Below are 23,850 nucleotides of genomic sequence, written 5' to 3' on the forward strand. Positions count from 1 at the left end.
GGGGGTCCTATAAATTAGGGCTTTTAAGCCGTGCTAAGATTGCGGCATATTGTAGCATGAACTTTATAATTAAACAGAATGAAGTTAGCTCAGTTTTAAATAAAAATGGCTCAAGTTTTATAAAAAATGAGCCATTGTTTATAAATCAAATAAAAAGCACGTTTAAAGCTTATATTTTAAATTTTTGTATCGTTCATTTTAGCTTAGAAAAACATTAAAAATCCTTTAAATATCAACAACTCTATTGAGATGACAGTAAAGTTTGTACATTTCCAACAATATTATCTACGTTACTGCTCATCACCGTGCCATGGTCCCAGTTACCCGTCACATAACTATTAATTTTAGTGCCTACGACAGTGGCATTAGATATCAAAATATCGGTAGCTACTTTCGGAACAGTTGTATCAGCTACCCCCTGATAAATAATAATCGGTGTAGTGACTTTTGCCTGTAGAGGTTGAGAATCTTTATCTAAGAATGTTTTTACCAATGGCACAGCCATAAAGTTAGGTTGTGTACGTGTATACCCATCCAGTGTTCCATTATGATCTGTAGCATACTTAGTCATACTTGCCCCAAAGGCTTCGCCCAATGGTCCAGAACAAATAGTTTCTGCTTGTGCTGCAATACTTGAGACTTGCGAAGTAAAGACTTGTGAATAATTAAAGGCAGGTTGTGTGTTACGAATCCCCGCAGTAACTAAAGCCGTATACGTATCAAGTTGAGCATACATTGATATCTTTTTATCTAGAGTAGCATTAGCAACAGATTGCTCTCCCGCCACTAGAATAAAGCCTAAATTAGAAGCCGGTGCTACCGCTACTGTACCTTTATAGTCTAGTTGTGCACGACTCGCATATTGTGCAGCACCTAATGCAGCATGCCCACCCTGAGAATGTCCTACTGTTAACCATTTTTTTGAGGTTAATAAATTACGTTGTGATAAATAGTTACGTGTTGCAACCACGGCATCTGTAATTGAAAAGGCCTCACTTTTAACATTTAAAAATGGATGTATGCTTGGAGTACCTAAACCCTCATAGTCAGGTGCGACCACAACATAACCTGCGGCTAGTAATTTACTAATTAAATCTTTTGTACTATCTGCTAAAGCTGCTTTACTTGGTGCGCAAGTATCTGCCACACCCGTAGTGCCATGTGCCCAAACCACAATTGGCCACCCCCCTATTGGTGGTGGAGTATTTGGTGTAAATACCAAACTTGTTGCCTGCACTTCCTGGCCACTTTGACCCAACATTTTATAAGTCAAAATACTACTTTCTGCGGCAACTGATCCTAAGTTGGTGCTTGTATAAGCCTCAACTTTAACAACTGGATTTTGAATATTATTGATTGGTGTCCCAGATGGATTAGTAGGAGCTGAGCCATCGTCACTACTCCCCCCTCCACAAGCGACTAAAAATAAACTCGTGCTAAGAACGCTCGTCATTAATAGTTTCATTTTCATTAGTATATTTTCCCTTAAATTCCATTTTTGTTTTGCTTTAGTTTTTAATCAACATTTCCTAATGTCTTAAAAATATTTACGCCTAATCTTTATTTTCCGCAAGTTCTATTGGATGAAATTAATCTCTGAAAACTTTATTTTTAATATAAATTAACGTTCTCGCTACTCTTAGGCCTCACTTCATGTTTTAAAGTGGGTAGCCAACTGTTAACATTCTTGATTACTCGTGATTGTTTAAAGGGCCAGTTATGCAAACCATTATTTTAGATACAGAAACACATACGCTAAATGGTTTGCCTATTGAAATTGCGTATGCCCCAATTGAAATTAACGAGGGTAAGCTGACTTTAGATAAGAGCAAATTGTTTGATCAACTTTATCAGGTTGGTGCACCTATCTCTTTCGCGGCTATGGCAGTACACCATATATTAGAATCAGATTTAGAAAACCAACCCCACTATAGAAACTTTAAATTGCCAGAAACTACAACTTATATTATTGGTCACAATATTGATTACGATATTGCTGCGATTGCTCGTTGTGGTGTAGATGTTTCTCATATCAAACCGATTTGTACACTAGCTTTAGCACGCAAAACTTGGCCTGAAGCAGAAGCACATAATATTTCAGCACTCATCTATATGATTTCTCAAGGCAGCAGTAAAGCTCGAGAATTGCTCAAAGGCGCGCACCGAGCCGATGCGGATATTATTTTGACCGCTAATATTTTGATGCATATTGTCTATCATTTAAATATTCAGGACATTGAAGAGCTTTACCGAGTTTCTGAAGAAGCACGCATCCCTACGACTATTAATTTTGGTAAGCATAAAGGCACAGCAATTGCTGAACTTCCTAAAGACTATATTCAATGGTTATTACGCCAAGATGAACTGGATGTGTATTTACGTAAAGCATTAGAAGGCGCATTTTAAAGTCTTAAATAGATGATATTCATCAATTCTTCATCATATTGTCATTTTTGAGTTTTATGGTTAACCCCATTTATATTTTATTAAAAACAGTACTGTTCAACTGAGAAAATTGAACAGTCTGATTTTTTTATTTGGGGAAAAATGATGGCTGGTTTTTATCGAACCAATTTGGGAAGAGTCGCGCTTCAACAACGTAACATTAGTTTAAATGCAAAACAAAGACGTTTACTACTATTAATAGATCACGAAGATTTTCAAAATTTAAATAGTGAATTTAAAAAACGTATTGCATCTCCAGAGCTTATCCAACAGCTCATCGACTTAAAACTTATTGCTTCTTCTAGCGAAAATTCTTCAGAATTAAATGAACAAATATCTTTCCCACAATCACCTGTAACTACAATAGAAGCTCATCAAAAAAGCACTATAGATGATAATAAAAGTGATGATACAGTTAGTGAAATTCAGGTTACTCAATCATCATCTTTTCAACTTTCACATACTGAAATTACCCAGCCACCAGTTCCAGTTCAAACACTCTCTTTTGAAGAAATACAACATTTGATGAAGCAAAGCTTGAGTCAATATTGTGGGCTTATGGCAAAACCGCTTATTCAAAAAATAGAACAAATAAAAACGCTTCAAGAGCTTAAAATGTGCCAAATGCAATGGATTACCAGCTTACAGGAGTCGCGTATTCCGCCTCATGAACTAGCATATACGCTTCATTCTATTAATTATTCAATTCAACTTATTCAACAACGCATCTAAAAAAAGCAACAAGCTGCTGTTTAATTAAGCATTAAACTCACTTGTTACCTATTTCGTGCTTTACCTATTGGTGTTTTTTTCCTATGATGTGGCCCACACATGTGCGCTCGTAGCTCAGTTGGATAGAGTACAGGTTTCCGAAGCCTGGGGTCGTGGGTTCGATCCCCGCCGGGCGCACCAGTTTATATATAATAACTTCATAAACTTATCTCAATTTTATAAAATTCCGACTATTTTACTTGGTTTATTAATCATTATCGCTCAAAATATACCCCTCTTTCATAATGTGAGAATTTCATGACTGATGCTTTGGTTTTAAGAGATTTGTCCAAAACATATCGTAATGGTTTTCAGGCGTTAAAAGGTATTAACCTCACTGTGCCTGAAGGTGAATTTTATGCGTTGTTAGGCCCAAATGGTGCCGGCAAATCGACAACCATTGGTATTATCAGTTCCCTCACGAAAAAAACCGAAGGAACAGTTGAGATTTTTGGACATAATCTCGACACTCATCCATCCTTGGCAAAACAACAACTTGGTGTCGTCCCTCAAGAATTTAACTTTGGACAGTTTGAAAAAGCATTCGATATTTTAGTCACCCAAGCTGGCTATTACGGCATACATAAAAAGATTGCAGAAAAACGCGCTGAACATTATTTAGAAAAACTAGGCCTATGGGAAAAGCGTAATATACAAGCACGCATGTTATCTGGTGGTATGAAACGCCGCCTCATGATTGCACGTGCCATGATGCATGAGCCTAAACTTCTTATTTTAGATGAGCCTACCGCAGGTGTAGATATTGAGTTACGCCGTTCTATGTGGGATTTTCTGACCGAAATGAACGAAAGCGGTACTTCTATTATTTTGACTACACATTATCTCGAAGAAGCAGAAATGTTATGTCGTCAAATTGCCATCATTGACCGCGGTGTCATTAAAGAAGATACCAGCATGAAAAGTTTCTTAAACCAGTTGAGTGAAGAATCTTTTATTTTCGATTTGGCAGAACCAATTGCCCCACTCCAGTTAAATATTATTGGTGTGAAGTTCAACTTAATTGATAGCAGCACTTTAGAAGTGACAATGGATAAGGCACATACATTAAATGACTTATTCCAACTTTTAGAGTCACAAGGCATTCGTGTTCGTAGTATGCGTAACAAATCGAACCGTCTAGAAGAGCTATTCGTCAAAATGGTCGAGAAAAATCTTGAAGGAGAGGCAAAATGAATTTTAACCAACTGCAAATTGCCCTCTGGACTCTAGTTCGTAAAGAAGTACGCCGTTTTCTACGTATTTGGCCACAAACCCTATTACCACCTGCGATTACGATGAGTTTATACTTTGTCATTTTCGGTAATTTGGTGGGATCTCGCATTGGACAAATGGGTGGCGTGAGCTATATGCAGTTTATTGTGCCCGGCCTCATCATGATGGCTGTTATTACCAACAGCTATGCTAACGTATCTTCAAGTTTCTTTAGTGTAAAATTCCAAAAAAGCATTGAAGAACTGATTATGAGTCCCGTACCACTCCATATTATTTTGTGGGGCTATGTCATTGGTGGTATTTGCCGTGGTGTATTGGTCGGAGCAATTGTGACGACAATGAGTATGTTCTTTACAGACCTTTTTATACATAACTGGTTTGTGACTATATATACAGTCTTAATTACCTCGGTTCTTTTCTCATTAGGTGGTTTTATTAATGCAGTTTATGCAAAATCATTTGATGATATTTCTATTATTCCAACCTTTGTCCTTACACCTTTAACCTATTTAGGTGGTGTGTTCTATGCCATTAGTGCACTTGGCCCTTTTTGGCAAAAACTTTCTTTAATTAATCCTATTGTGTATATGGTTAACGCTTTCCGTTTCGGCATTTTAGGTCATAGTGACGTGAACGTTACGTTCTCTTTAATCATTGTGACATTATGCTGTGCTGTACTTTACGGAATTGCTTACTATTTACTTGCTCGTGGTTCAGGAATGCGTGAATGAGTGTCGAACAATCTTTATTGGGTAAAGAAACTCAATATCCAACTAACTATCAACCTGATGTTTTATTTCCAATTGCTCGTGCTCAGTCTCGTGAGGCTTATTCGCATATTGAAGGTATTACACAAGGTAAAGATTGGTGGCATGTTTTTGAAATTTCATGGTTAAACGCTCATGCCATCCCGCAAGTTGCTATTGGCAGAATTACACTGCCCGCCTCTTCACCAAATTTGATTGAATCAAAGTCTTTAAAACTTTACTTCAATAGTCTTAACTTCACTCAGTTTGATTCTAAACAGACGTTTATTGAAACGGTTGAAAAAGACCTATCTGCTGCGGCAGGTGCAAAAGTTGAGTTAACGTTATTTCAAGTAGATGATTTAGAGATTTCTAAGCCTCAAGGCATTTGTATTGATGACCTAGATCCAGAGCGTTTAGAGCAACATCCAGATGCGACTCTTTTGAAACGAGATGCGTCTGACGAAGAAGTCGAAATTGAACTGTATTCTCATCTTTTAAGAAGTAACTGCCCAGTCACAGGACAACCGGATTGGGGTACAGTTTTTATCCGTTTTAAGGGCAAAAAACCTTGTTATCGTAGTATTTTAGCTTATATTATCTCGTACCGTCAGCATAACGGCTTTCACGAACAGTGTGTCGAGCAGATTTTTGCTGATATTTGGCAAAATTTGCAGCCTGAAAAGCTGATGGTTTATGCAACTTATACTCGTCGCGGCGGACTTGATATTAACCCTTGCCGAGTATCGGATCTTTCATGGATGCCAAAACCGATTCGATTGGCACGACAATAAAACGAATAATTTGAGGATATACCATGCCGTTTTTTGGTTTTACCCCTTCTGAAGGCTTATTGAATGATATACAAACTGGAATTGCGAATAAAAATTCTAGTGAACCTTTATATCCACTTCGCGATAAGATTGCTTTACAACTTAATGAAGAGATTATTGATAATGTCTTAATTCAATTAGTTCAGCACTTCCCAGCAAGTGAAAAGCGCGATACTGCCGAAAAACTTGCAGGCTATGTCAAATCAACAGTTGCTGTTCTTTTAAAACAATTGTTAAGCAAAGCACCGAACGATGTTGTTAAACAGTCAGTAGAGTTCTCTGAAAAAAGCTTATTTAAAGATCCACAAGGTCAATATAAAGTAGGCGTAACTTTAGATGCTGGCCTAGTGACCAACCTTAAGCATAATTTTGCAGAACTTCAGGCAGGCAATGATATTAATAAAGCAGCGTTAGCTGAACTATATAAACAGTTTGGCGATGCTATGGTTAGACACTTTATGTCTGATTTTAACAAGACATTAGATCTTGGCATGATCAAGCGTAAAGCAGCTGATATTGGTGCAGCAGCTGTAACAAAAGCAGTTCATATTGCGATCGATAAATTAATTCCTAGCTTAAATCGCACTGAGCTAAAAGCGATGGCTGAATATCATGACAGTCTATTCTTTAACTAATAAAAAATAGCCTATCGGAAACCTAGCGAGAGCTAGGTTTTTTTATTGCAAAATATTGATATACATTGCCATTAATCAGGTTTATGTTAGCATGCGCCAAGCACTGATTGACCTAGTTAACACCGCATGTCTCCTAGCCCACAATATAAGTTTTTACGCCAAGCTCCTCGAGATGGTCTTAGCACCGCTATGCAACCATCTAAGTGGCAACAACTCCACATTGACCCTTGGTTATGTCTATTTTTGCTGTTAAATGCGCTCTTAGGTTTAACTGTACTATATAGTGCTTCGGCGCAAGATGTAGGATTAGTCAGTAAACAAGCCATGAGTTTTGGTATTGGCTTTTTAGTGATGTTTGGTCTAGCCCAAATTCCGCCTAAGGTCTATCAAGCATTTTCTCCCTACTTTTATTTGTTTGGTCTATTTTCGCTTGTGGCAGTTATGATATTCGGTGAAGTCCGAATGGGTGCTCAGCGCTGGATTGATATTCCCGGTTTCGGAAGTGTCCAACCCAGTGAGTTCATGAAAATCGGCATGCCAATGATGATTGCATGGTTTTTAGCACGAAAACCTCTTCCCCCTAGTTTTTCACAAGTTGTTTTATCATTAATGCTAATTGGCATTCCTTTTTTACTGATTGCAGAACAACCTGATTTAGGGACATCACTTTTAGTCTTGGCAAGCGGTATATTTGTCTTATTTTTAAGTGGACTATCATGGCGAATGATTGGAGCTGCAGTGGCATGTGCAGCGATAATAATTCCGATTGCGTGGGAATTTCTTTTACACGACTATCAACGTCAAAGGGTTTTAACTTTACTTGACCCCGAGGCAGATGCACTCGGTACGGGTTGGAATATTATTCAATCTAAAACTGCAATTGGTTCTGGTGGTTTTTCAGGTAAAGGTTTCCTCGAAGGTACACAATCTCACTTACACTTTTTACCCGAAGGACATACTGACTTTATTATTGCTGCGTATTCCGAAGAATTTGGGCTTATTGGTGTACTAATTTTAGTAATTCTTTATTTTGCCATTATTTTTAGAACATTCCAGATCGGTTTACAAAGCTTCCATAACTATGGACGTTTAGTTGCTGGCGCCTTTGGTTTGTCTTTTTTTGTTTATGTATTTGTAAATGCGGGAATGGTCAGTGGTATTTTACCTGTAGTAGGTGTTCCTTTACCTTTTATGAGTTATGGTGGAACAGCTATTATTACTTTAATGGCCACTTTTGGTTTAGTCATGTCCATTCATACACATCGATAATCTGGAATTTTAAAACGATATGTTGTCTCAACACTTAAATAAAACTTTAAAAATGCTCGCTTTGTGTACTGGTCTAATCAGTACAAGTCATTTCGCTCAGGCCAACGATTTTGCCACACATCCTGATTATTTGAATTTTAAACAAAAGACCATGAGCGCTTATGGTTTAAGTAGCGCCCAAGTCGATGCAGCCATGAGTGGTGCAAAAAATTTACCAAACATTCTAAATATTATGACTCGCCCAGGTGAAAGTAAGCCTTGGTATGACTATCGTTCTATGTTTTTGGTTGAAGGAACAATTCAACGCGGTGTCCGTTTTAAAAATCAATATGCAGATGCTTTAAATCGTGCAGAGCAACAATATGGCGTACCTCAATCTGTCATTTTAGGTATTTTGGGTGTTGAGACAGGTTATGGCGCAAATAAAGGTTCTTTTATTACACGTGATGCCTTGGCCACACTTGCTTTTGGCTACCCTCGCCGTGCTGAATATTTTGGTGATGAGCTAGCTGCTCTTATTGCATGGACTTATAAAGAAGGCTACCCAACAAATAGTATTGTAGGTTCCTATGCTGGGGCGATTGGCTATCCACAATTTATGCCAAGCAATATTAGTAAATATGGGGTGGATTATGACGGTAATGGACATATCGACTTAAGAAATTCAGCAGAAGATGCAATCGGATCAATTGCAAACTATTTAGCAAAACAAGGTTGGCAACGAGATCAACCGATTGGGTTTATGGCACGTTACACTGGGTCAAATCCGGAAAGCATTATTGCCAAAGATTTAACTCAACCTTTCCCATATGGTGCATTAAAGACACTCGGTATTTCTCCATTGAATCCTTTAGTTAAAATTGATGATCTCGATATGGTGAATGTTATTCAATTACAAGACTATAACGGTCCAATTTACTATTTAACTTACCCGAATTTTCAAGTGATTACGACTTATAACAAGAGCCGCATGTACGCTACTGCTGTATGGTTATTAGGCACCGAAGTAGCTAGCCGATAGGCTAGCTTTTTTGCACTTTATGTAAAAGTCAATAAATATTTTTGTTAAATAGATCACAATACATACATTTTTAATAACTTGTTACATTATTGATTATTTTTTAACCTAAAACTGTAAGTTTTTACCCTTTTTGTAAAGATTTCTCGTTAAAGACTAGACACTCTCCGTAAGCGATGAATATTATCCACCCCAATATAGCAATTGCAAAAGTGAATAATAAGGCATGTTCACTTTAAATTTCAGTCAATGGCTGAAAGAAAAAAGTACATGTTCTCAGGAGTTTATACAAATGCAGTTATCGCTGAAATACGTTCTTGCACTGACGGCTAGTTTAAGTATGGCCCCACTGCACGCTGAAATGGTGCAGTCATCATCATTAAACAGTGATGTAGATGGTCCTAATCTAGCAGCACGTGTATTGAGTAAAGATACTCAAAACTTTAATTCTCGTTTTTCTAACATTAACAGTCTTTCAATCACTGAACGTTCTGGCGATCAAATCCGTCGTCAAGCTATCGCAGCAAAAATTGAAATCCCTGAAGATGAGCCTTCAGTGATTGAAAAACTTAACACAGTAGCTTCAAACACTGTTCGTAAGTTTAGCCAAACTGGTATGGCATCTTGGTATGGCCGCCAATTCCATGGTCGTAAAACTGCAAGTGGTGAAACATTCGACATGAATGCTTTAACTGCTGCTCACCGTAGCCTACCGTTGAACTGTTACATTCGAGTAACGAATAAAGACAATGGTAAAAGTGTGGTTGTAAAAGTAAATGACCGTGGTCCTTTCCATGGCAACCGTGTACTTGACCTATCATACGGAGCAGCTAAACGTCTTGGTATTACCAATGCTGGAACAGCTAAAGTAAATATTGAGCGTGTTGATGGCCCAACTTCATAAGTTATAGCCTCTCGAGTTCATGTAAAAAGCCGCAATTTTTTTGCGGCTTTTTTTATATTTTAAGTTATTAAAATGATGCCTAACTTAAAGTTAAAAAATCCTCTTTTTTTAACCCTTATCCAGCTCCGAATTTGAATATTTTTTAAACAAAAAACTATGCTTATTTAGTATAAGTGAATTTTACGTCTAATTTGCGCTTAGAGCGACTTTATTAAATTTGCGCTACCCTAGTACCATTTTTCAAAAATAAAGGCTATTTATGGCGTTTTTAGAGTAGATGAGTAGAGCTTTTTCATACAATTTTCCCATCAATCTCAAAATCACCCTTTTTTAGATGATTTCATCATTGAGCAACACAGAAAAAATATTATGAAAAATTACATCATTCTTGAGGTCGAATTGACTACTTTTTCAATTACAGTCACATTATTTTTTCGTTTGCCGTTTCCTAGTTTTTTTTAACGCAATGTTCCCTATAGTTGAATAGTGTTAGTTTCTTGTCGAGATCCTCAAGAACAGGCTAAAATATACTCACAAAAATAAATCGAAGTTAAAACAAGGAGTGTGCTACCAATGAAATCCATTACTGAATGGTTTGATGAATATAGCGAAAGTCATCAAAATCCAACCAATAAACAAATTCACTGGCTTTGCGTTCCCGCCATTTTATTTTCTCTTATTGGAATCATTGCGCATTTCAGCACATTGCTTACTGCTTTATTACTTGTGTTGACCTTAGTATTTTATGCACGTTTAGATCTTGTACTTGCTGTTGCAATGGCTGCCTTACTTGTTGTTATGGCATGGCTCATTTACACCCTACCTGTAGGAGTCGGATTTTATATCGCTATTTTTGTGATTGCTTGGGTTGGACAATTTTACGGACATAAAGTCGAAGGCAAAAAACCGTCTTTCTTTAAAGATTTACAATTCCTATTGATTGGACCAGTTTGGTGTATGGATGCTTATCTCTCAAAAATCTTACCTAAATGGAAAAGCAGACAAAAACAAGCTCTTGCTTAAAGATGAATTTAAAGCTGAATCCTTTCGATTCAGCTTTTGCATGTTAATAATTTATTAGAAAATTTATAAAATAAAAAAATCCTAAACTTGCTATCACACTTAAAAGAACTTTTTTTAGGTAAATAGCGATTACAATACAAAATATTGCTGCATAAATATAAGGATTATTTATCACGCCTCTTAAATGATCACCATCGAAAAAAATAACTGGAATACAGATTGCAGTTAACAAACAAGGTGCAGAATAGTTAAGCATCTTATTCAGAATAAGCGGCAGTTTAATTTTTACTTGAGGTTCTAAAAAATAATAGCGATTAAAAAAGACGATTGCTGCCAAGCCTAAAATCATAAACCAAGACATATTATTGCTCCTTACCTATTTTTTCAGTTAAAACAGCAATTAACATTCCCATTAATCCTGAAAGTAAAATCGCCCCCTCAATTTGATAAAATTTAAATAAAAACCCACTTAAACAAGTTGTTAGCACACCAGCTATGACCGGAAATCCTTTACATAACGGCACAATCATGGCAATAAAAATAGCAACGATCGAAAAATCCAAATGGTAATTTAAAAGATCAGGTATCACTGTCGCCAGCAGTATTCCCACCAAGCTAAAAGCAACCCAAAATAAATAAAAACACAGTCCAGCTCCGAGCAGATATTCCGAACTTCTTTTTTCAAATGGAGCACTCACCGCAAACAATTCATCTGTTAATAAAAAGCCTAAACTCAATCGTTTAGGTAGGGACAAAATAGAAATGTCATTTCTTAAAGTTAATGCATAAATAAAATGCTGAGCCGTTAAAAAGAAAATAGTCAAATAAATTGTAAAAACAGATGCTCCTTCCATAGCCATGCTTAAGCTAACCAACTGAGCAGCTCCAGCAAAGACGAGTCCAGACATTGCTAGTGCTTTATAGAAAGATAATCCTGCATGAATTGCCATAGATCCCGCTAAGATTGCCCACGGAATAACAGAAATTGACAAGGGCAAAATATCCATTGCACCACGTAAAAATAAATAGGATGGCTTATTTTTTGAAAACCCAACTGGCTGATTAAGCTGAATATTCATATATAAAATCCAATATAAGTAACATCTCTATACCATGCTTGATGAGTGCCGACTTATATTGGATAAAATTGCTTTAAAACTAATTTATTTATATGTTCAAACTTGCTACATATTGAGTGGGTGTGACGCCCATTGCTTTTTTAAAGTGACGGTTAAAATGGCTTTGGTCAGAAAAACCACATTGTTGTGCCACCATGGCAATTTGGTCCCCCTGTTTTAATAACTGTCTTGCTTTTTGTAAACGTGCTTGTACAAGCCAAGCATGGGGTGGCAAGCCCACATATTTTTTAAATTGCCTTAAGAAATGCCAAGCGCTCAGGCCGACCATGTCAGCCAAGTCTTGTAAAGAAAAGTTGGTTTCAGGCATTTCTACGAGCAATTCTTTAATTCTTAATATTTTTGAATATGCCTCTGGTAACTCACAAAAAGTATGATTTGATTTACTATGTCTCTTCATCAGACAAGCTAATGTCGTTAAATACATCGTTTCTTTGAGTAGAAAATTATCTTTTTGTTCTAATAAATCAAAAAGTAAGCAAAGCTGTTGAGCCAAACCCAGATCGCGAATCACAGCTTGAGGAAACCATGGTGCGCCATGTGGATTTTCAAAAAAATCTTGGCTAACTTCTGCTAACATTTCAGGTGTTGGATAGATCGCTCGATAACGCCACCCTGATTCAACAGCCGATGAGCCAGTATGAATCTCGTCAGCATTGACTAAAATAATATCGCCTTTAGGAGCTACATGTAGCTGTCCCGTCCTAAAAAAAGACTGTGCTCCCTCTTCAATCACACCAATACAGTACCCTTCATGAGTATGCTTTGAAAATTGTGTTTGGTGATAATGTGCTTTTAATAACTCTAAACCGCCCAACTCTCGCACATGCAGATAATCGGCTTGCTCCCGCTGCATAAATACGTCTCATCTATTTAATAAAAAAACCATAGCATGTTTTAATAAACTGAATAGAACAAAATTGCTCTATGAAAATAATCTGATTAAACGTTCACTTGAGCTTTATTGATAAATCTGTCCGTCATGTTTAAGCCATCCACTTTCATGACGACCTTGTGGATCGTGATGAGTCCAATGTAGTACACCACCTTTTGGGTTGTATTCATATTCGCCATAAAACTCAACGACATCACCTTTATTTAGATTAGAAATTTTAGGAGCCAAATCGATATTATGTGCAACCAAAATTGAAAGGCCATTTTTTAATACAAGAATAAATTTCTGGTGTCTCGATCCATCATTATCATCTCTTAAAATTGCTTTGACACGACCACTTCCTTGCACTTGAACATTACTTTGTCTCTGTTCGTAAGCAGCTTTTACAGTGTCAACCCCATTATTTGAAAATTTAGTTTCATTACGCTGAGCTGCGGGTATAGTTGATGAGGGTGATTGACTTTGCTTATGCCCAGATAAATCTAGGCCAAAATACGCAGCAATCAATAAAATAATCACACCACCAATACTGAGATTTTTTTTATTTGTCATTGTATACCCTTATTTTAACTGAGATAAAAAAAGCCCCAATGGGGCTTTTTTTATTGTGATACGAATTACTTCGCAGCAGCTTGAGCAGCAGCAACTTCTTCAGCAAAGCTAAGTTCTGCTTTCTTCTCAATACCTTCACCAACTTCGAAACGTACGAATTCAGCAACAGTAGTACCAGTTGCTTTTAATACATCCGCAACTTTCTTGTCGTTGTCGATTACATACATTTGACGATCAAGAGCAACTTCGTTCAAGTATTTATCAACTGAACCAGTTACCATTTTCTCAACGATGTTAGCTGGTTTACCAGATTCTAACGCTTTCGCTTCAGCAATTTCTTTTTCTTTAGCGATAAGGTCAGCAGGAACAGCTTCAGCATTTACAGCTACTGGGTTGAATGCAGCAACGTGCATTGCAATACCTTTACCAGTATCAGCATCACCAGTATAAGAAACTACAACACCGATTTTTAAACCGTGTTTGTAGATAGCCAAGTTTTCGCCTTCAACGATTTTCGCGCGACGAACTTGGATGTTTTCACCGATTTTTTGAACAAGTGCAATACGAGCTTCTTCAACTGATTGACCGTCTGCTAATTTTAATTCAGCGATTTTAGCAGCATCAGTTTCACCAGCAGCTAAAGCAGCAGTAGCAACAGCTTTAGAGAAGTTAGAGAAGTTTTCGTCTTTAGCAACGAAGTCAGTTTGACAGTTAACTTCAACTAAAATTGCTTTGTTGCCTTCTTGAACGATTGTGATTGCACCGTCAGCAGCAATGTTACCAGCTTTTTTAGCAGCTTTAGCTTGACCAGATTTACGAAGGTTATCAATAGCAAGCTCGATGTCACCGTTCGCTTCTGTTAATGCTTTTTTGCATTCCATCATTGCAAGACCAGTACGGTCACGTAATTCTTTTACCATGCTTGCAGTAATTGCAGTCATGTTGATCTCCTAAAATCGGTAGAAAATAAATCTTTTCAACAAAAACGGCCCAAAGAAACTCTGGGCCGTTTGCACTCTCGACGCTTAATTTGCCACCATTACATGTCGCAAAAATGACAAGCCTGCGTCAAAACGCATTAAGCCTCAGAAGCGTCTTTCGCAGCGTCATCGCCTTTTGCTTGAGCGTTCGCTTGAGATTGAGCGTATTCTTTACCAGCAAGAATTGCGTCAGCCATAGCTGAAGCATATAAAGTTACTGCACGGATCGCATCATCGTTACCAGGAATAACGTAATCAACGTTGTCTGGGTTAGAGTTTGTATCAACGATACCGATAACAGGAATACCTAAGTTCTTAGCTTCTTTGATTGCAATCGCTTCGTGATCAACGTCGATTACAAATAATGCGTCAGGTAAACCACCCATGTTTTTAACGCCGCCTAAAGAGCGCTCAAGTTTTTCCATCTCACGAGCACGTTCTAAAGCTTCACGTTTAGTAAGCTTAGCAAAAGTACCATCTTGAGATTGAGTTTGAAGATCTTTTAAACGGTTGATAGATTGGCGAAGTGTTTTCCAGTTCGTCAACATACCACCTAACCAACGGTGATCTACATATGGTTGACCAGCGCGTTGAGCTTGTTCACGGATGATGTTAGAAGCAGCACGTTTTGTACCAACGAACAAAACTTTGTTCTTTTTGCTTGCTAATTGGTTAGCGAAGTTCAAAGCATCATTTAACGCAGGAACAGTGTGCTCAAGGTTGATGATGTGAATTTTGTTGCGCGCGCCAAAAATGTATTGACGCATTTTTGGGTTCCAGAAACGAGTTTGGTGACCAAAGTGCGCACCTGCTTGAAGAAGGTCGCGCATGCTTACGTTGTAATCTGCCATTTTCTTTACCTTAAAAGTTGGGTTAGGCCTCCATATATCCGCATTCTCCACCTTTTTACGGGCACCCAGAGTAATGTGACGATATATGTGCGGATTTTTTACTCCATCTATCAAAATTGTTCGTAAAAGATATTCACGAAAAGCATTTGATAAAATGGGCGGCTATTTATACCATAGACGCTTGTAAATTACCAAAAGTTTTTAGAGATCATGAACAGTACTTATACAGCTCCACGTCGATTAATCAAAACTCCAGATGAAATTGAAAAAATGCGCATTGCAGGACGACTGGCGGCTGAAGTTCTAGAGATGATCAAGCCCCATATTAAGGCAGGTGTAAGTACACTTGAACTTGATACCATTTGTCGTAATTACATTGAAAATGTGCAGCATGCTATTCCTGCATGTGTAGGCTATGGTGGAGCTCCTGGGCGCCCTGCTTTTCAACACTCTATTTGTACTTCGGTTAACCATGTTGTCTGTCATGGTATTCCCTCTGAAAATAAAATTTTAAAAAATGGTGACATCCTTAATATTGACGTTACTGTCATTAAAGATGGTTATCACGGCGACACCAACATGATGTATATCGTGGGTGGTGAAACTTCTATTTTAGCAAACCGTCTATGTAAAGTTGCTCAAGAAGCGATGTATCGCGGGATGGCAACCGTTAGAGATGGTTCATATTTAGGCGATATCGGCCACGCAATCCAGAAGTATGTCGAATCAGAACGTTTTAGCGTAGTACGAGAATATTGTGGTCACGGTATTGGAACCGTTTTCCATGATGAACCTCAAGTATTACACTATGGTCAAGCTGGTACAGGTATGCGTCTGGAAGCAGGTATGACTTTTACAATTGAACCTATGGTAAATGCTGGTGTATGGCAAACTAAATTGTTAGGTGACAAATGGACTGTCGTAACGAAAGACCATAAACTTTCAGCTCAATATGAACATACTATTTTAGTTACTCAAACGGGCATTGAAGTCTTAACTGCTCGTCCTGAAGAAGACTTATCTCGCTTCAACTAATAGTTTAACAAACTTAAATAAAAGGCTACTTTATGTAGTCTTTTATTATTTATTATGTATTTTTTATTAATAAATCTTTCTAAATATAAACAAATATTTCAAAAAAATTACAATTATTAATTTTTAATACACAATCATTTTAATAAAACACGCTATGGTGGGCTCAATAAAAATCAGTAAACAAATGCCGGACATGGAGTCCTTTTATGATGAAAAAGTCATTATTTTGTATGACAGCAGCCTTTTTTGCTCTGCCAACATTCACTTATGCCGCTTCACCATATTTTAGTTTTAAAGATGGCGATGGCTTCAAACGTTTTTCTGTCTCTGCTGGTTGGCTCCATGCCATGCCTCAAGGCTCAGGAAACCCTGTTAATATCAATACTAGCGTTGCAGAAGGTACAACATCTAAAGTTGGAGATGTATCTACAAAAGCCGTTTTAGATGCAATCGACCAAAGTAAAACTTCAGGAAAATTCTGGTATAGCACTATTAGCCTTCTTGATAAGTTTACAGACACGCTTCCCTCATCACTTGCAGGTACAGCAGAAGTTAATGGTCTTTCTCAATGGCAACAACAAGGTTCTGGCTTAGAAGCTGCTGATGTTGATACTGTTGGTCTTATGTTTAATTACAACTTTACGGACAATTTATCTTTAGAAATTAAAGGTGGTATTCCTCCTAAAGTAGATATTAATGGAAAAGGTAATATTTATGCTCCCCTTTCTGGAAAAGCGACTCCTCTAAAAGACGGATCTTTAATAGGAGGAATCATAGGAGATGGAATTTCCGAGGCGGGTGGAGATATTCCTTTAAAACAAGACCTGCATATTACTGATCTTTCTCAGGGGGGTAAGGCTGCGACTGCTCGTGCATGGTTACCAGCCGTTGAACTACATTATCAATTTGGTAAATCAGGGGTAAATAAGTTCCGTCCTTATATCGGAGCTGGCGTGATGTATGCATACTTTAATGATTTAAAAATGAATCCCGGTATTGAGGCAGATTTAATTCAAGCGGGTCACATGATCCAGAATATCCATGATGGTAAAGCTGGTGCAGCATTAGATCGCAAAACATCATCAGCAAATCCTATCGTTAAACTAGAAGCGACCGATACTTTTGCCCCTATTGTAACTTTAGGTGCATCTTATGACTTCAATCCAAACTGGTTTGCTGTTGGCTCAGTTTCATATTCCAAAATGAATAGTGAAGCAAAAATCTATGTGACTGATCAAAATACAGGTAAAGAGCTAATTAAAGCGAACACCAAAATTGATATTGACCCACTCATTACATATGTTGGTGTCGGTTACCGCTTCTAACTTTTGTGTCACAGAAAGCTATAAAAACTTATGCACGTTTTTATAGCTTTCTTTTTTGTAGATTTTGCTTCTTTTTAAATCAAAACGCTAAAAAAATGAGCACTTTTATGAAGCCAATAGAAAAAATTTACTACTCTCCTCTCTTATGAGTATTTACTGATTTATTTCTATTTTTAATTAATTTTATTTTTAATAAACTAACTCAATAGAATTAGAAAGTAATTTTTCCTTTTTAGTAAAATTAATTTTTTGGCACAAGCTTTGCTTTATTCATAGCAAGATGAGTCAACGATGATTCAATGAATAAACCAAGACGGCCAACGATGTCCGCTCTGATCGGTTTGCAGATAGGCAATAAATCGCCTTGCAAATTAAAATTTCGTTCAGTTCAGAGGGACGCCGTATGTCTTCAAATGTCAATCGAGATGCAAAAAAAGCAACTGAAATAAAATTATTTAGCTTTTCTACTCCTGCAATGCGTGCTTTCCACATGACATGGCTCGCATTCTTTGTGTGCTTCTTCGCATGGTTTGCCTGTGCTCCACTTATGCCAGTGATTAAAGGTGAATTTGGCTTAACCAAAGACCAGATTGCCAATATTAATATTGCCGCCGTTGCAATTACGATTTTAGTACGACTTGTCGTAGGTCCGCTTTGTGATAAATATGGACCGAGGATTACCTATACAGCCCTTCTCTTGCTTGGCAGTATTCCTGTATTTGGTGTTGCTGCTGCCAACAGTTATGAATCCTTTTTATTTTTCCGCTTACTAATTGGTGCAATTGGCGCAAGCTTTGTTATTACGCAATACCATACAAGTGTTATGTTTGCGCCTAATGTTGTAGGCACGGCAAATGCAGCTGCTGCTGGTTGGGGTAATGCTGGTGGCGGTGCAACTCAAGCCTTAATGCCTTTGTTACTTGGCGCAATTGTCATGTTTGGTGTTGAGCAAACTATGGGTTGGCGTGTTGCATTAATCGTACCAGGCCTGATGATGGTCATTGTCGGCATTCTTTACTGGAAATTAACCCAAGACTGCCCTCAAGGAAACTTTAAAGAAGTCCGTACACAAGGTATTGAAGTTGGCAGTGGTAAAAAAGGTGGTATGGCTATTTTAATGCAAGCTGCTCGCAACTACCGTGTCTGGATTTTATTTGTGGCTTACGGTGCATGTTTCGGTATTGAAATTTTTATCCATAACGTCGCAGCAATGTACTATGTTGATCAGTTCAAGATGGATTTAAAAACTGCTGGTTTAACCGCGGGGATATTTGGCCTTCTTGCACTCTTTGCTCGTGCACTTGGTGGTATTATTTCCGATAAAGTCGCACTCAAAAAAGGTTTAGATGGTCGCACGAAAGTACTGGTACTGATGATTTTGGGCGAAGGTTTATTCTTAATCCTCTTTTCTCAAATGAATGTCGTTGCACTTGCAATCATCTCTATGACAATTTTTGCACTGTTTACGCATATGGCTTGTGGCGCGACATATGCTCTCGTACCATTTATTGATCGTAATGCATTAGGTGGTGTCGCAGGAATTATTGGTGCAGGCGGAAATGTGGGTGCTGTCGCAGCTGGTTTCTTGCTTAAAGGTTTACTTGATATTCAAACTTGCCTATTTATTTTAGGCGGTCTGGTTATAGTTGCAGGCTGTAGTGTAATTTTGATTCGCTTTACAACAGAACATAAAGCAAAAGAACAAATTCTTTTTGAACAAGCATTACTGGAACGTAACTCTGCTGCTTAATTTTTACAAGAAGCAGAGATCAAAATGGTGTCTGCTTCTTTAATTTCCTTCTCATAAAATACGATCCTTAAGAACTTTTTAATTCTTCTTAAATATTCCCTCTAACTATATCGATATTTTTCGATATATCTTCTACAATAAATCATCATTATTATAATTTTCCATTAATCATGACTAAAACTGGCAACCAATTTTCTCAGTCCCTCATCTATATGCTGATTGGCAGTGCAATTATTTTGGCCCTTTCATTAGGTGTCCGTCATGGTTTCGGTCTCTACCTTGTACCCATGAGCCATGAATTTGGCTGGGGACAGCATGTTTTTAGTCTTGCGATAGCCATGCAGAACCTGATCTGGGGAGCTGTTCAGCCTTTTACCGGTGCAATTGCAGATAAATATGGCAGTAAAGTTGTAGTTGCTGTTGGTGGCTTACTTTATACCCTAGGCCTACTTTTAATGGCTTTTAGTTCAAGTGTACTCATTTTGAATTTAAGCTTAGGTCTTATTATTGGTTTAGCTTTATCAGCAACCTCTTTTACGGTTTTACTGAGTGCAGTAGGCCGAGCTGCCCCTCCAGAAAAAAGAAGTATGGCAATGGGTATTGCCAGTGCAGCAGGCTCTTTTGGTCAGTTTATTATGCTACCTTCCACCCTTCTCTTGCTTAAAACGGTAGGATGGTCGTCAGCTTTAATGGTGAGTGCGCTGTTAATTGCGTTTATCATTCCCCTAGCATGGATGCTAAAAGGACCAAGCAATCAAACGCCAAAAGCAATTGTTCAACCTCAACTCACATTTAAACAAGTACTGAATATTGCTAGAAAACATAAGCCGTTCTGGTGGTTAGCTTTAGGCTTTTTAGTGTGTGGATTTCAGGTGGTCTTTTTAGGTGTTCATCTGCCGGGCTATTTAATCGATCACGGCTTTGATGCAGCTACAGGCACTGTGTTTCTGGCACTAGTTGGACTATTTAATATTGTGGGGACTTATGGTGCTGGTTGGTTAGGAGATCGTTTCTCAAAACCTAAATTATTGATGGCACTTTACGGTAGCCGTGGCATCGCAATCATCGCCTTTTTATTATTACCTCTAAGCACTTATACGGTATATGCTTTTGGCGTCATTATGGGACTTTTATGGCTCTCTACAGTTCCACTTACCAACGGCATTGTAGCGAATATGTTCGGTGTTAAATACCTTTCAATGTTAAGTGGTATTGTGTTTTTCACCCATCAAGTCGGTTCTTTCTTTGGCGGTTGGCTTGGCGGTGTTAACCATGACTTAACAGGTAATTACAATGCGATTTGGCTATGTTCAATAGCTTTGAGTATATTAGGGGTAATCGTACATTTCTTTGTAAATGAGGAGGCTGTTATTCATGACGCATAATGCCTTACTTTTGAAAACAATTATGACTTTGCTCGTGATTACTCTGCTGGCATGTTCAATCATTTTATGGAAACAAACTCCTGATTTATTTGTATATTTCAATCAAGCATTTTGTGCCCACTAGAGATATAGACAGCCAGACGCATACTGCAAATTGTCATAAAAATATAAAAAACCTATGGTCTAATGAAAATAAAAAAGCCCGCAAGTTTGCGGGCTTTTTTATGGAAAACTTATTTAAAATCAAAACAAACGATTCATACCATTAAGCGCAGCTACACGATATGCTTCTGCCATTGTTGGATAGTTAAACGTTGTTTCAACAAAATATTTCAGAGTATTGTTTGGGCTGTGCATAACTGCTTGCCCAATGTGGATAATTTCGGCAGCGTTATTACCAAAACAATGAATACCTAAAATTTCCATAGTGTCGCGGTGGAAAAGAATTTTTAACTCACCCACTGTATCACCAGTAATTTGCGCACGAGCCAAATGACGGAAAGAAGCTTGACCTACTTCATACGGAATTTTCTCTTCCGTTAGTTCCTGTTCATTTTTACCAATTGATGAGATTTCTGGAATGGTATAGATACCTGTTGGGATATCACGTACTGGCTTCGCATCTTCACCACTCATGTTTGCGCCAGCACAGCGCCCTTGGTCATAAGCAGCAGAAGCAAGTGATGGCCAACCAATCACGTCACCAGCAGCATAAATATTTTCAACTTCAGTTTGGTATTGATCATTTACTGAAAGTTGACCACGGTTATTTGGTACTAACCCAACATTCTCAAGACCTAAGCCTTCTGTGTTACCTGAACGGCCGTTACACCAAAGAATCGCATCGGCTTTAATCTTTTTACCACTTTGTAAATGCAGTACAACATGGTCATCAAACGTTTCAAGATGATCCATTTGCTCATTGTGACGAATCAATACACCTTGTTCACGTAAGTGATAAGACAAAGCATCAGCAATTTCATCATCTAGATAACTTAATAATTTTTGCTGAGTATTAATCAAGTCAACTTTATGATCTAGACCAATAAAGATTGAGGCATATTCACAGCCAATAACACCTGCGCCGTAAATAATGATTTTTTGAATTGAATAATCAAGATCAAGGATTTTGTCCGAATCGAATACGCGAGGATGATCAAAGTCTAAACCTTGCGGATGATAAGGACGACTACCTGTAGCAATCACAATTTGCTTACAGATAATTGTTTCTTTAATGCCTTCATGGCTAAAAACTAAAACTGTATTTTTATCTTGAATATATGCACGGCCGTGGAATACACCGATTTTATTGCGATCGTAAAAACGTGTATGCGTATCAACCTGTTGTTGAATTACTTTGTGTGCATTACGCAAAACCTGTTTCATGGTGAACTGTTTCCATTCACCTACTTTTTGAAACATTGGATCGCGCTGATAGCGGATAATACTAGAAACTGTTTGACGTAATGCTTTACTTGGAATGGTACCAACGTGTGCACAGTTACCACCCAGTTGATCACGCACATCTACAATTGCAACACGCTTACCCGCTTTTGCAAGCTTCATTGCCGCGCCTTCACCTGCAGGTCCAGAACCGAGAACTACCGCATCGTATTTAACGAAATTCCCACTAACGACCTCTTTTTTACGTGGCATTGAAAGCTCCTTCCTCACTTGAATGACCATATTTTATAATAAATTATGGCTAATATGCGGTGAATTTATGTATTTCTCAACCCTATATTTCTGAATAACCACATTTATTATATGAATAGTTATTTTCCGCTATTAACTGCAGAAGTTCGCTATAATACAATGTCAATGTCTCTATAAACGAGTGGAAAAGTTAAATATGTCAGAACACCGTAAACCTGAACAGGGTGTAAAACTTCGTGGCGCAGAAAAAGTCGCAAGAATTCCTGTAAAAGTTGTACCTACGGTTGAAGTGCCGCGTAAACCTGACTGGATTCGTGTCAAGATGACGGCACCAGAAGAAGTTCAGCGTATTAAAACCACTTTACGTGCTCAAAAACTCCATACCGTTTGTGAAGAAGCTGCTTGTCCAAACCTTCCAGAATGCTTTGGCGGTGGTACAGCAACATTCATGATCATGGGTGATATTTGTACACGTCGTTGCCCTTTCTGTGATGTAGCACATGGCCGTCCAAATGCACTCGATGCAGATGAACCTCGTCACATGGCAGAGACAATTGCTAATCTTAAGCTCAAATATGCGGTAATTACTTCGGTTGACCGTGATGACTTACTTGACGGTGGTGCACAACACTTTGTGGACTGTATCAAAGAAGCTCGTGCACTAAGCCCAAATACATTGCTTGAGATTTTAGTACCAGATTTCCGCGGACGTATGGATATTGCTTTACGCATTATGACTGAATGTCCACCAGACGTATTTAACCACAACATCGAGACTGTGCCACGTCTATATAAAGCGATGCGCCCAGGTTCAGACTATCAACATTCTTTGAACTTATTAAAAATGTTTAAAGAATATTGCCCTGATATCCCAACAAAATGTGGTTTGATGGTGGGTATCGGTGAAACTGAAGAAGAAGTTATTGCATTGCTTGATGACTTGCGTGCTCACGATGTTGACTATGTGACTATTGGTCAATACTTACAACCTTCTAAACAACACGCGCCAATTGACCGCTTTGTAACGCCAGAAGAGTTCGAACGTTATGCAGAGCATGGCCGTAAACTTGGCTTTAGAAATATTTGGTCTGCACCAATGGTTCGTTCAAGTTACTTTGCTGATCGTCAATACCACGGTGAACCCGTACCAGAAGTTCGTCGCAAAGTAGATCCAGCTAAAAAAATCGCTGTTCAAGTTGTCGAAGCTTAAAAATTAATATCTATAAAAGCCCTCTACTTCAGAGGGCTTTTTATTTGTATAAGAAAATCAATAACATTTCTTGACAAATCGATAAAACAACCCATTACACTTTCACTTAAAAATATCTTATACCTAAAAGTACGATATATCCCTGCTCTAGCATATACATCAATTGCGACATAAAAAATTAAATTTAAACAGCATTAA

At 37.9% G+C, this 23,850-nt stretch carries 24 protein-coding genes and 1 tRNA gene; 17 read left to right on the top strand and 8 right to left on the bottom strand.

Annotated features, from left to right (window positions below; genetic code table 11):
* Window positions 1-56: 56 nt before the first annotated feature.
* Window positions 57-218 (top strand): hypothetical protein, encoded by a 162-nt coding sequence (locus tag RMA94_RS17130; protein WP_086265832.1) that lies wholly within the window; start codon window positions 57-59, stop codon window positions 216-218.
* 23 nt (window positions 219-241) lie between these two features.
* Here RMA94_RS17130 and RMA94_RS17135 read toward each other — a convergent pair whose 3' ends face one another.
* Window positions 242-1,471: an alpha/beta fold hydrolase gene (locus RMA94_RS17135; protein ID WP_130172351.1), complete on the bottom strand. Its 1,230-nt coding sequence runs from the start codon at window positions 1,469-1,471 to the stop codon at window positions 242-244.
* 248 nt (window positions 1,472-1,719) lie between these two features.
* On the opposite strand from RMA94_RS17135, the gene RMA94_RS17140 reads away from it, so the two are divergent.
* From RMA94_RS17140 to RMA94_RS17190, 11 genes are all read left to right on the top strand, one after another.
* On the top strand, window positions 1,720-2,406 hold the full coding sequence (locus RMA94_RS17140) for a putative quorum-sensing-regulated virulence factor (protein WP_069123715.1): 687 nt from the start codon (window positions 1,720-1,722) through the stop codon (window positions 2,404-2,406).
* Window positions 2,407-2,547: 141 nt separating this feature from the next.
* Entirely contained in the window at window positions 2,548-3,177 is a 630-nt protein-coding gene (locus RMA94_RS17145; RefSeq protein ID WP_130172350.1) for a hypothetical protein, read from the top strand.
* A 103-nt stretch (window positions 3,178-3,280) separates the two neighbouring features.
* Window positions 3,281-3,357, top strand: a tRNA-Arg gene (locus RMA94_RS17150).
* A 117-nt stretch (window positions 3,358-3,474) separates the two neighbouring features.
* On the top strand, window positions 3,475-4,410 hold the full coding sequence (locus tag RMA94_RS17155) for an ABC transporter ATP-binding protein (RefSeq protein WP_002118101.1): 936 nt from the start codon (window positions 3,475-3,477) through the stop codon (window positions 4,408-4,410).
* Window positions 4,407-5,180 (top strand): ABC transporter permease, encoded by a 774-nt coding sequence (locus tag RMA94_RS17160; RefSeq protein ID WP_031948927.1) that lies wholly within the window; start codon window positions 4,407-4,409, stop codon window positions 5,178-5,180. The genes RMA94_RS17155 and RMA94_RS17160 overlap by 4 nt, the downstream gene beginning before the upstream one ends.
* Entirely contained in the window at window positions 5,177-5,989 is an 813-nt protein-coding gene (queF, locus tag RMA94_RS17165; RefSeq protein WP_033847652.1) for an NADPH-dependent 7-cyano-7-deazaguanine reductase QueF, read from the top strand. The genes RMA94_RS17160 and queF overlap by 4 nt, the downstream gene beginning before the upstream one ends.
* A gap of 23 nt (window positions 5,990-6,012) precedes the next feature.
* Window positions 6,013-6,663, top strand: coding sequence for a hypothetical protein (locus tag RMA94_RS17170; RefSeq protein ID WP_033847654.1), 651 nt, complete (start codon window positions 6,013-6,015; stop codon window positions 6,661-6,663).
* 126 nt (window positions 6,664-6,789) lie between these two features.
* Entirely contained in the window at window positions 6,790-7,932 is a 1,143-nt protein-coding gene (rodA, locus tag RMA94_RS17175; protein ID WP_262441539.1) for a rod shape-determining protein RodA, read from the top strand.
* Between the two features lie 19 nt (window positions 7,933-7,951).
* A complete protein-coding gene (mltB, locus tag RMA94_RS17180; protein ID WP_130172347.1) occupies window positions 7,952-8,953 on the top strand; it encodes a lytic murein transglycosylase B in 1,002 nt (333 codons plus the stop codon).
* Between the two features lie 289 nt (window positions 8,954-9,242).
* On the top strand, window positions 9,243-9,854 hold the full coding sequence (locus tag RMA94_RS17185) for a septal ring lytic transglycosylase RlpA family protein (protein WP_002118141.1): 612 nt from the start codon (window positions 9,243-9,245) through the stop codon (window positions 9,852-9,854).
* A gap of 573 nt (window positions 9,855-10,427) precedes the next feature.
* Window positions 10,428-10,877, top strand: a complete 450-nt coding sequence (locus RMA94_RS17190; RefSeq protein WP_311083820.1) for an Mpo1-like protein — start codon at window positions 10,428-10,430, stop codon at window positions 10,875-10,877.
* A gap of 43 nt (window positions 10,878-10,920) precedes the next feature.
* On the opposite strand, the gene RMA94_RS17195 is transcribed toward RMA94_RS17190, so the two are convergent.
* From RMA94_RS17195 to rpsB, 6 genes are all read right to left on the bottom strand, one after another.
* Window positions 10,921-11,238, bottom strand: coding sequence for an AzlD domain-containing protein (locus RMA94_RS17195; RefSeq protein ID WP_270906335.1), 318 nt, complete (start codon window positions 11,236-11,238; stop codon window positions 10,921-10,923).
* A gap of 1 nt (window position 11,239) precedes the next feature.
* Complete coding sequence (locus RMA94_RS17200; RefSeq protein WP_078225149.1) at window positions 11,240-11,956, bottom strand: AzlC family ABC transporter permease; 717 nt, start codon at window positions 11,954-11,956, stop codon at window positions 11,240-11,242.
* Between the two features lie 88 nt (window positions 11,957-12,044).
* The gene (locus tag RMA94_RS17205; RefSeq protein WP_311083821.1) at window positions 12,045-12,869 is read right to left on the bottom strand and encodes an AraC family transcriptional regulator; all 825 of its coding nucleotides are present in this window, start codon (window positions 12,867-12,869) and stop codon (window positions 12,045-12,047) included.
* 105 nt (window positions 12,870-12,974) lie between these two features.
* Window positions 12,975-13,460: a DUF3465 domain-containing protein gene (locus tag RMA94_RS17210; RefSeq protein ID WP_311083822.1), complete on the bottom strand. Its 486-nt coding sequence runs from the start codon at window positions 13,458-13,460 to the stop codon at window positions 12,975-12,977.
* Window positions 13,461-13,525: 65 nt separating this feature from the next.
* The gene (gene tsf, locus RMA94_RS17215; RefSeq protein ID WP_002118238.1) at window positions 13,526-14,401 is read right to left on the bottom strand and encodes a translation elongation factor Ts; all 876 of its coding nucleotides are present in this window, start codon (window positions 14,399-14,401) and stop codon (window positions 13,526-13,528) included.
* A gap of 137 nt (window positions 14,402-14,538) precedes the next feature.
* Entirely contained in the window at window positions 14,539-15,291 is a 753-nt protein-coding gene (gene rpsB, locus RMA94_RS17220; protein WP_002118204.1) for a 30S ribosomal protein S2, read from the bottom strand.
* Between the two features lie 210 nt (window positions 15,292-15,501).
* Between rpsB and map the strand changes: the two genes are divergently transcribed.
* From map to RMA94_RS17240, 4 genes are all read left to right on the top strand, one after another.
* The gene (gene map, locus RMA94_RS17225) at window positions 15,502-16,326 is read left to right on the top strand and encodes a type I methionyl aminopeptidase (RefSeq protein ID WP_311083823.1); all 825 of its coding nucleotides are present in this window, start codon (window positions 15,502-15,504) and stop codon (window positions 16,324-16,326) included.
* A 206-nt stretch (window positions 16,327-16,532) separates the two neighbouring features.
* The gene (locus RMA94_RS17230) at window positions 16,533-17,651 is read left to right on the top strand and encodes an OmpW family protein (protein ID WP_032055410.1); all 1,119 of its coding nucleotides are present in this window, start codon (window positions 16,533-16,535) and stop codon (window positions 17,649-17,651) included.
* A gap of 403 nt (window positions 17,652-18,054) precedes the next feature.
* A complete protein-coding gene (locus RMA94_RS17235) occupies window positions 18,055-19,401 on the top strand; it encodes an MFS transporter (protein WP_199975954.1) in 1,347 nt (448 codons plus the stop codon).
* A 170-nt stretch (window positions 19,402-19,571) separates the two neighbouring features.
* Window positions 19,572-20,786: an MFS transporter gene (locus RMA94_RS17240; RefSeq protein ID WP_017480731.1), complete on the top strand. Its 1,215-nt coding sequence runs from the start codon at window positions 19,572-19,574 to the stop codon at window positions 20,784-20,786.
* A gap of 243 nt (window positions 20,787-21,029) precedes the next feature.
* On the opposite strand, the gene sthA is transcribed toward RMA94_RS17240, so the two are convergent.
* Window positions 21,030-22,442 (bottom strand): Si-specific NAD(P)(+) transhydrogenase, encoded by a 1,413-nt coding sequence (gene sthA / locus RMA94_RS17245; protein WP_002118117.1) that lies wholly within the window; start codon window positions 22,440-22,442, stop codon window positions 21,030-21,032.
* Between the two features lie 196 nt (window positions 22,443-22,638).
* Here sthA and lipA point away from each other — a divergent pair, with 196 nt between their 5' ends.
* Window positions 22,639-23,652 (top strand): lipoyl synthase, encoded by a 1,014-nt coding sequence (gene lipA / locus RMA94_RS17250; RefSeq protein ID WP_002118167.1) that lies wholly within the window; start codon window positions 22,639-22,641, stop codon window positions 23,650-23,652.
* Window positions 23,653-23,850 lie beyond the last annotated feature (198 nt).

Origin of the sequence: Acinetobacter sp. V115_6 (genome assembly GCF_031799025.1) — a bacterium.
Classification (GTDB): domain Bacteria; phylum Pseudomonadota; class Gammaproteobacteria; order Pseudomonadales; family Moraxellaceae; genus Acinetobacter; species Acinetobacter pittii.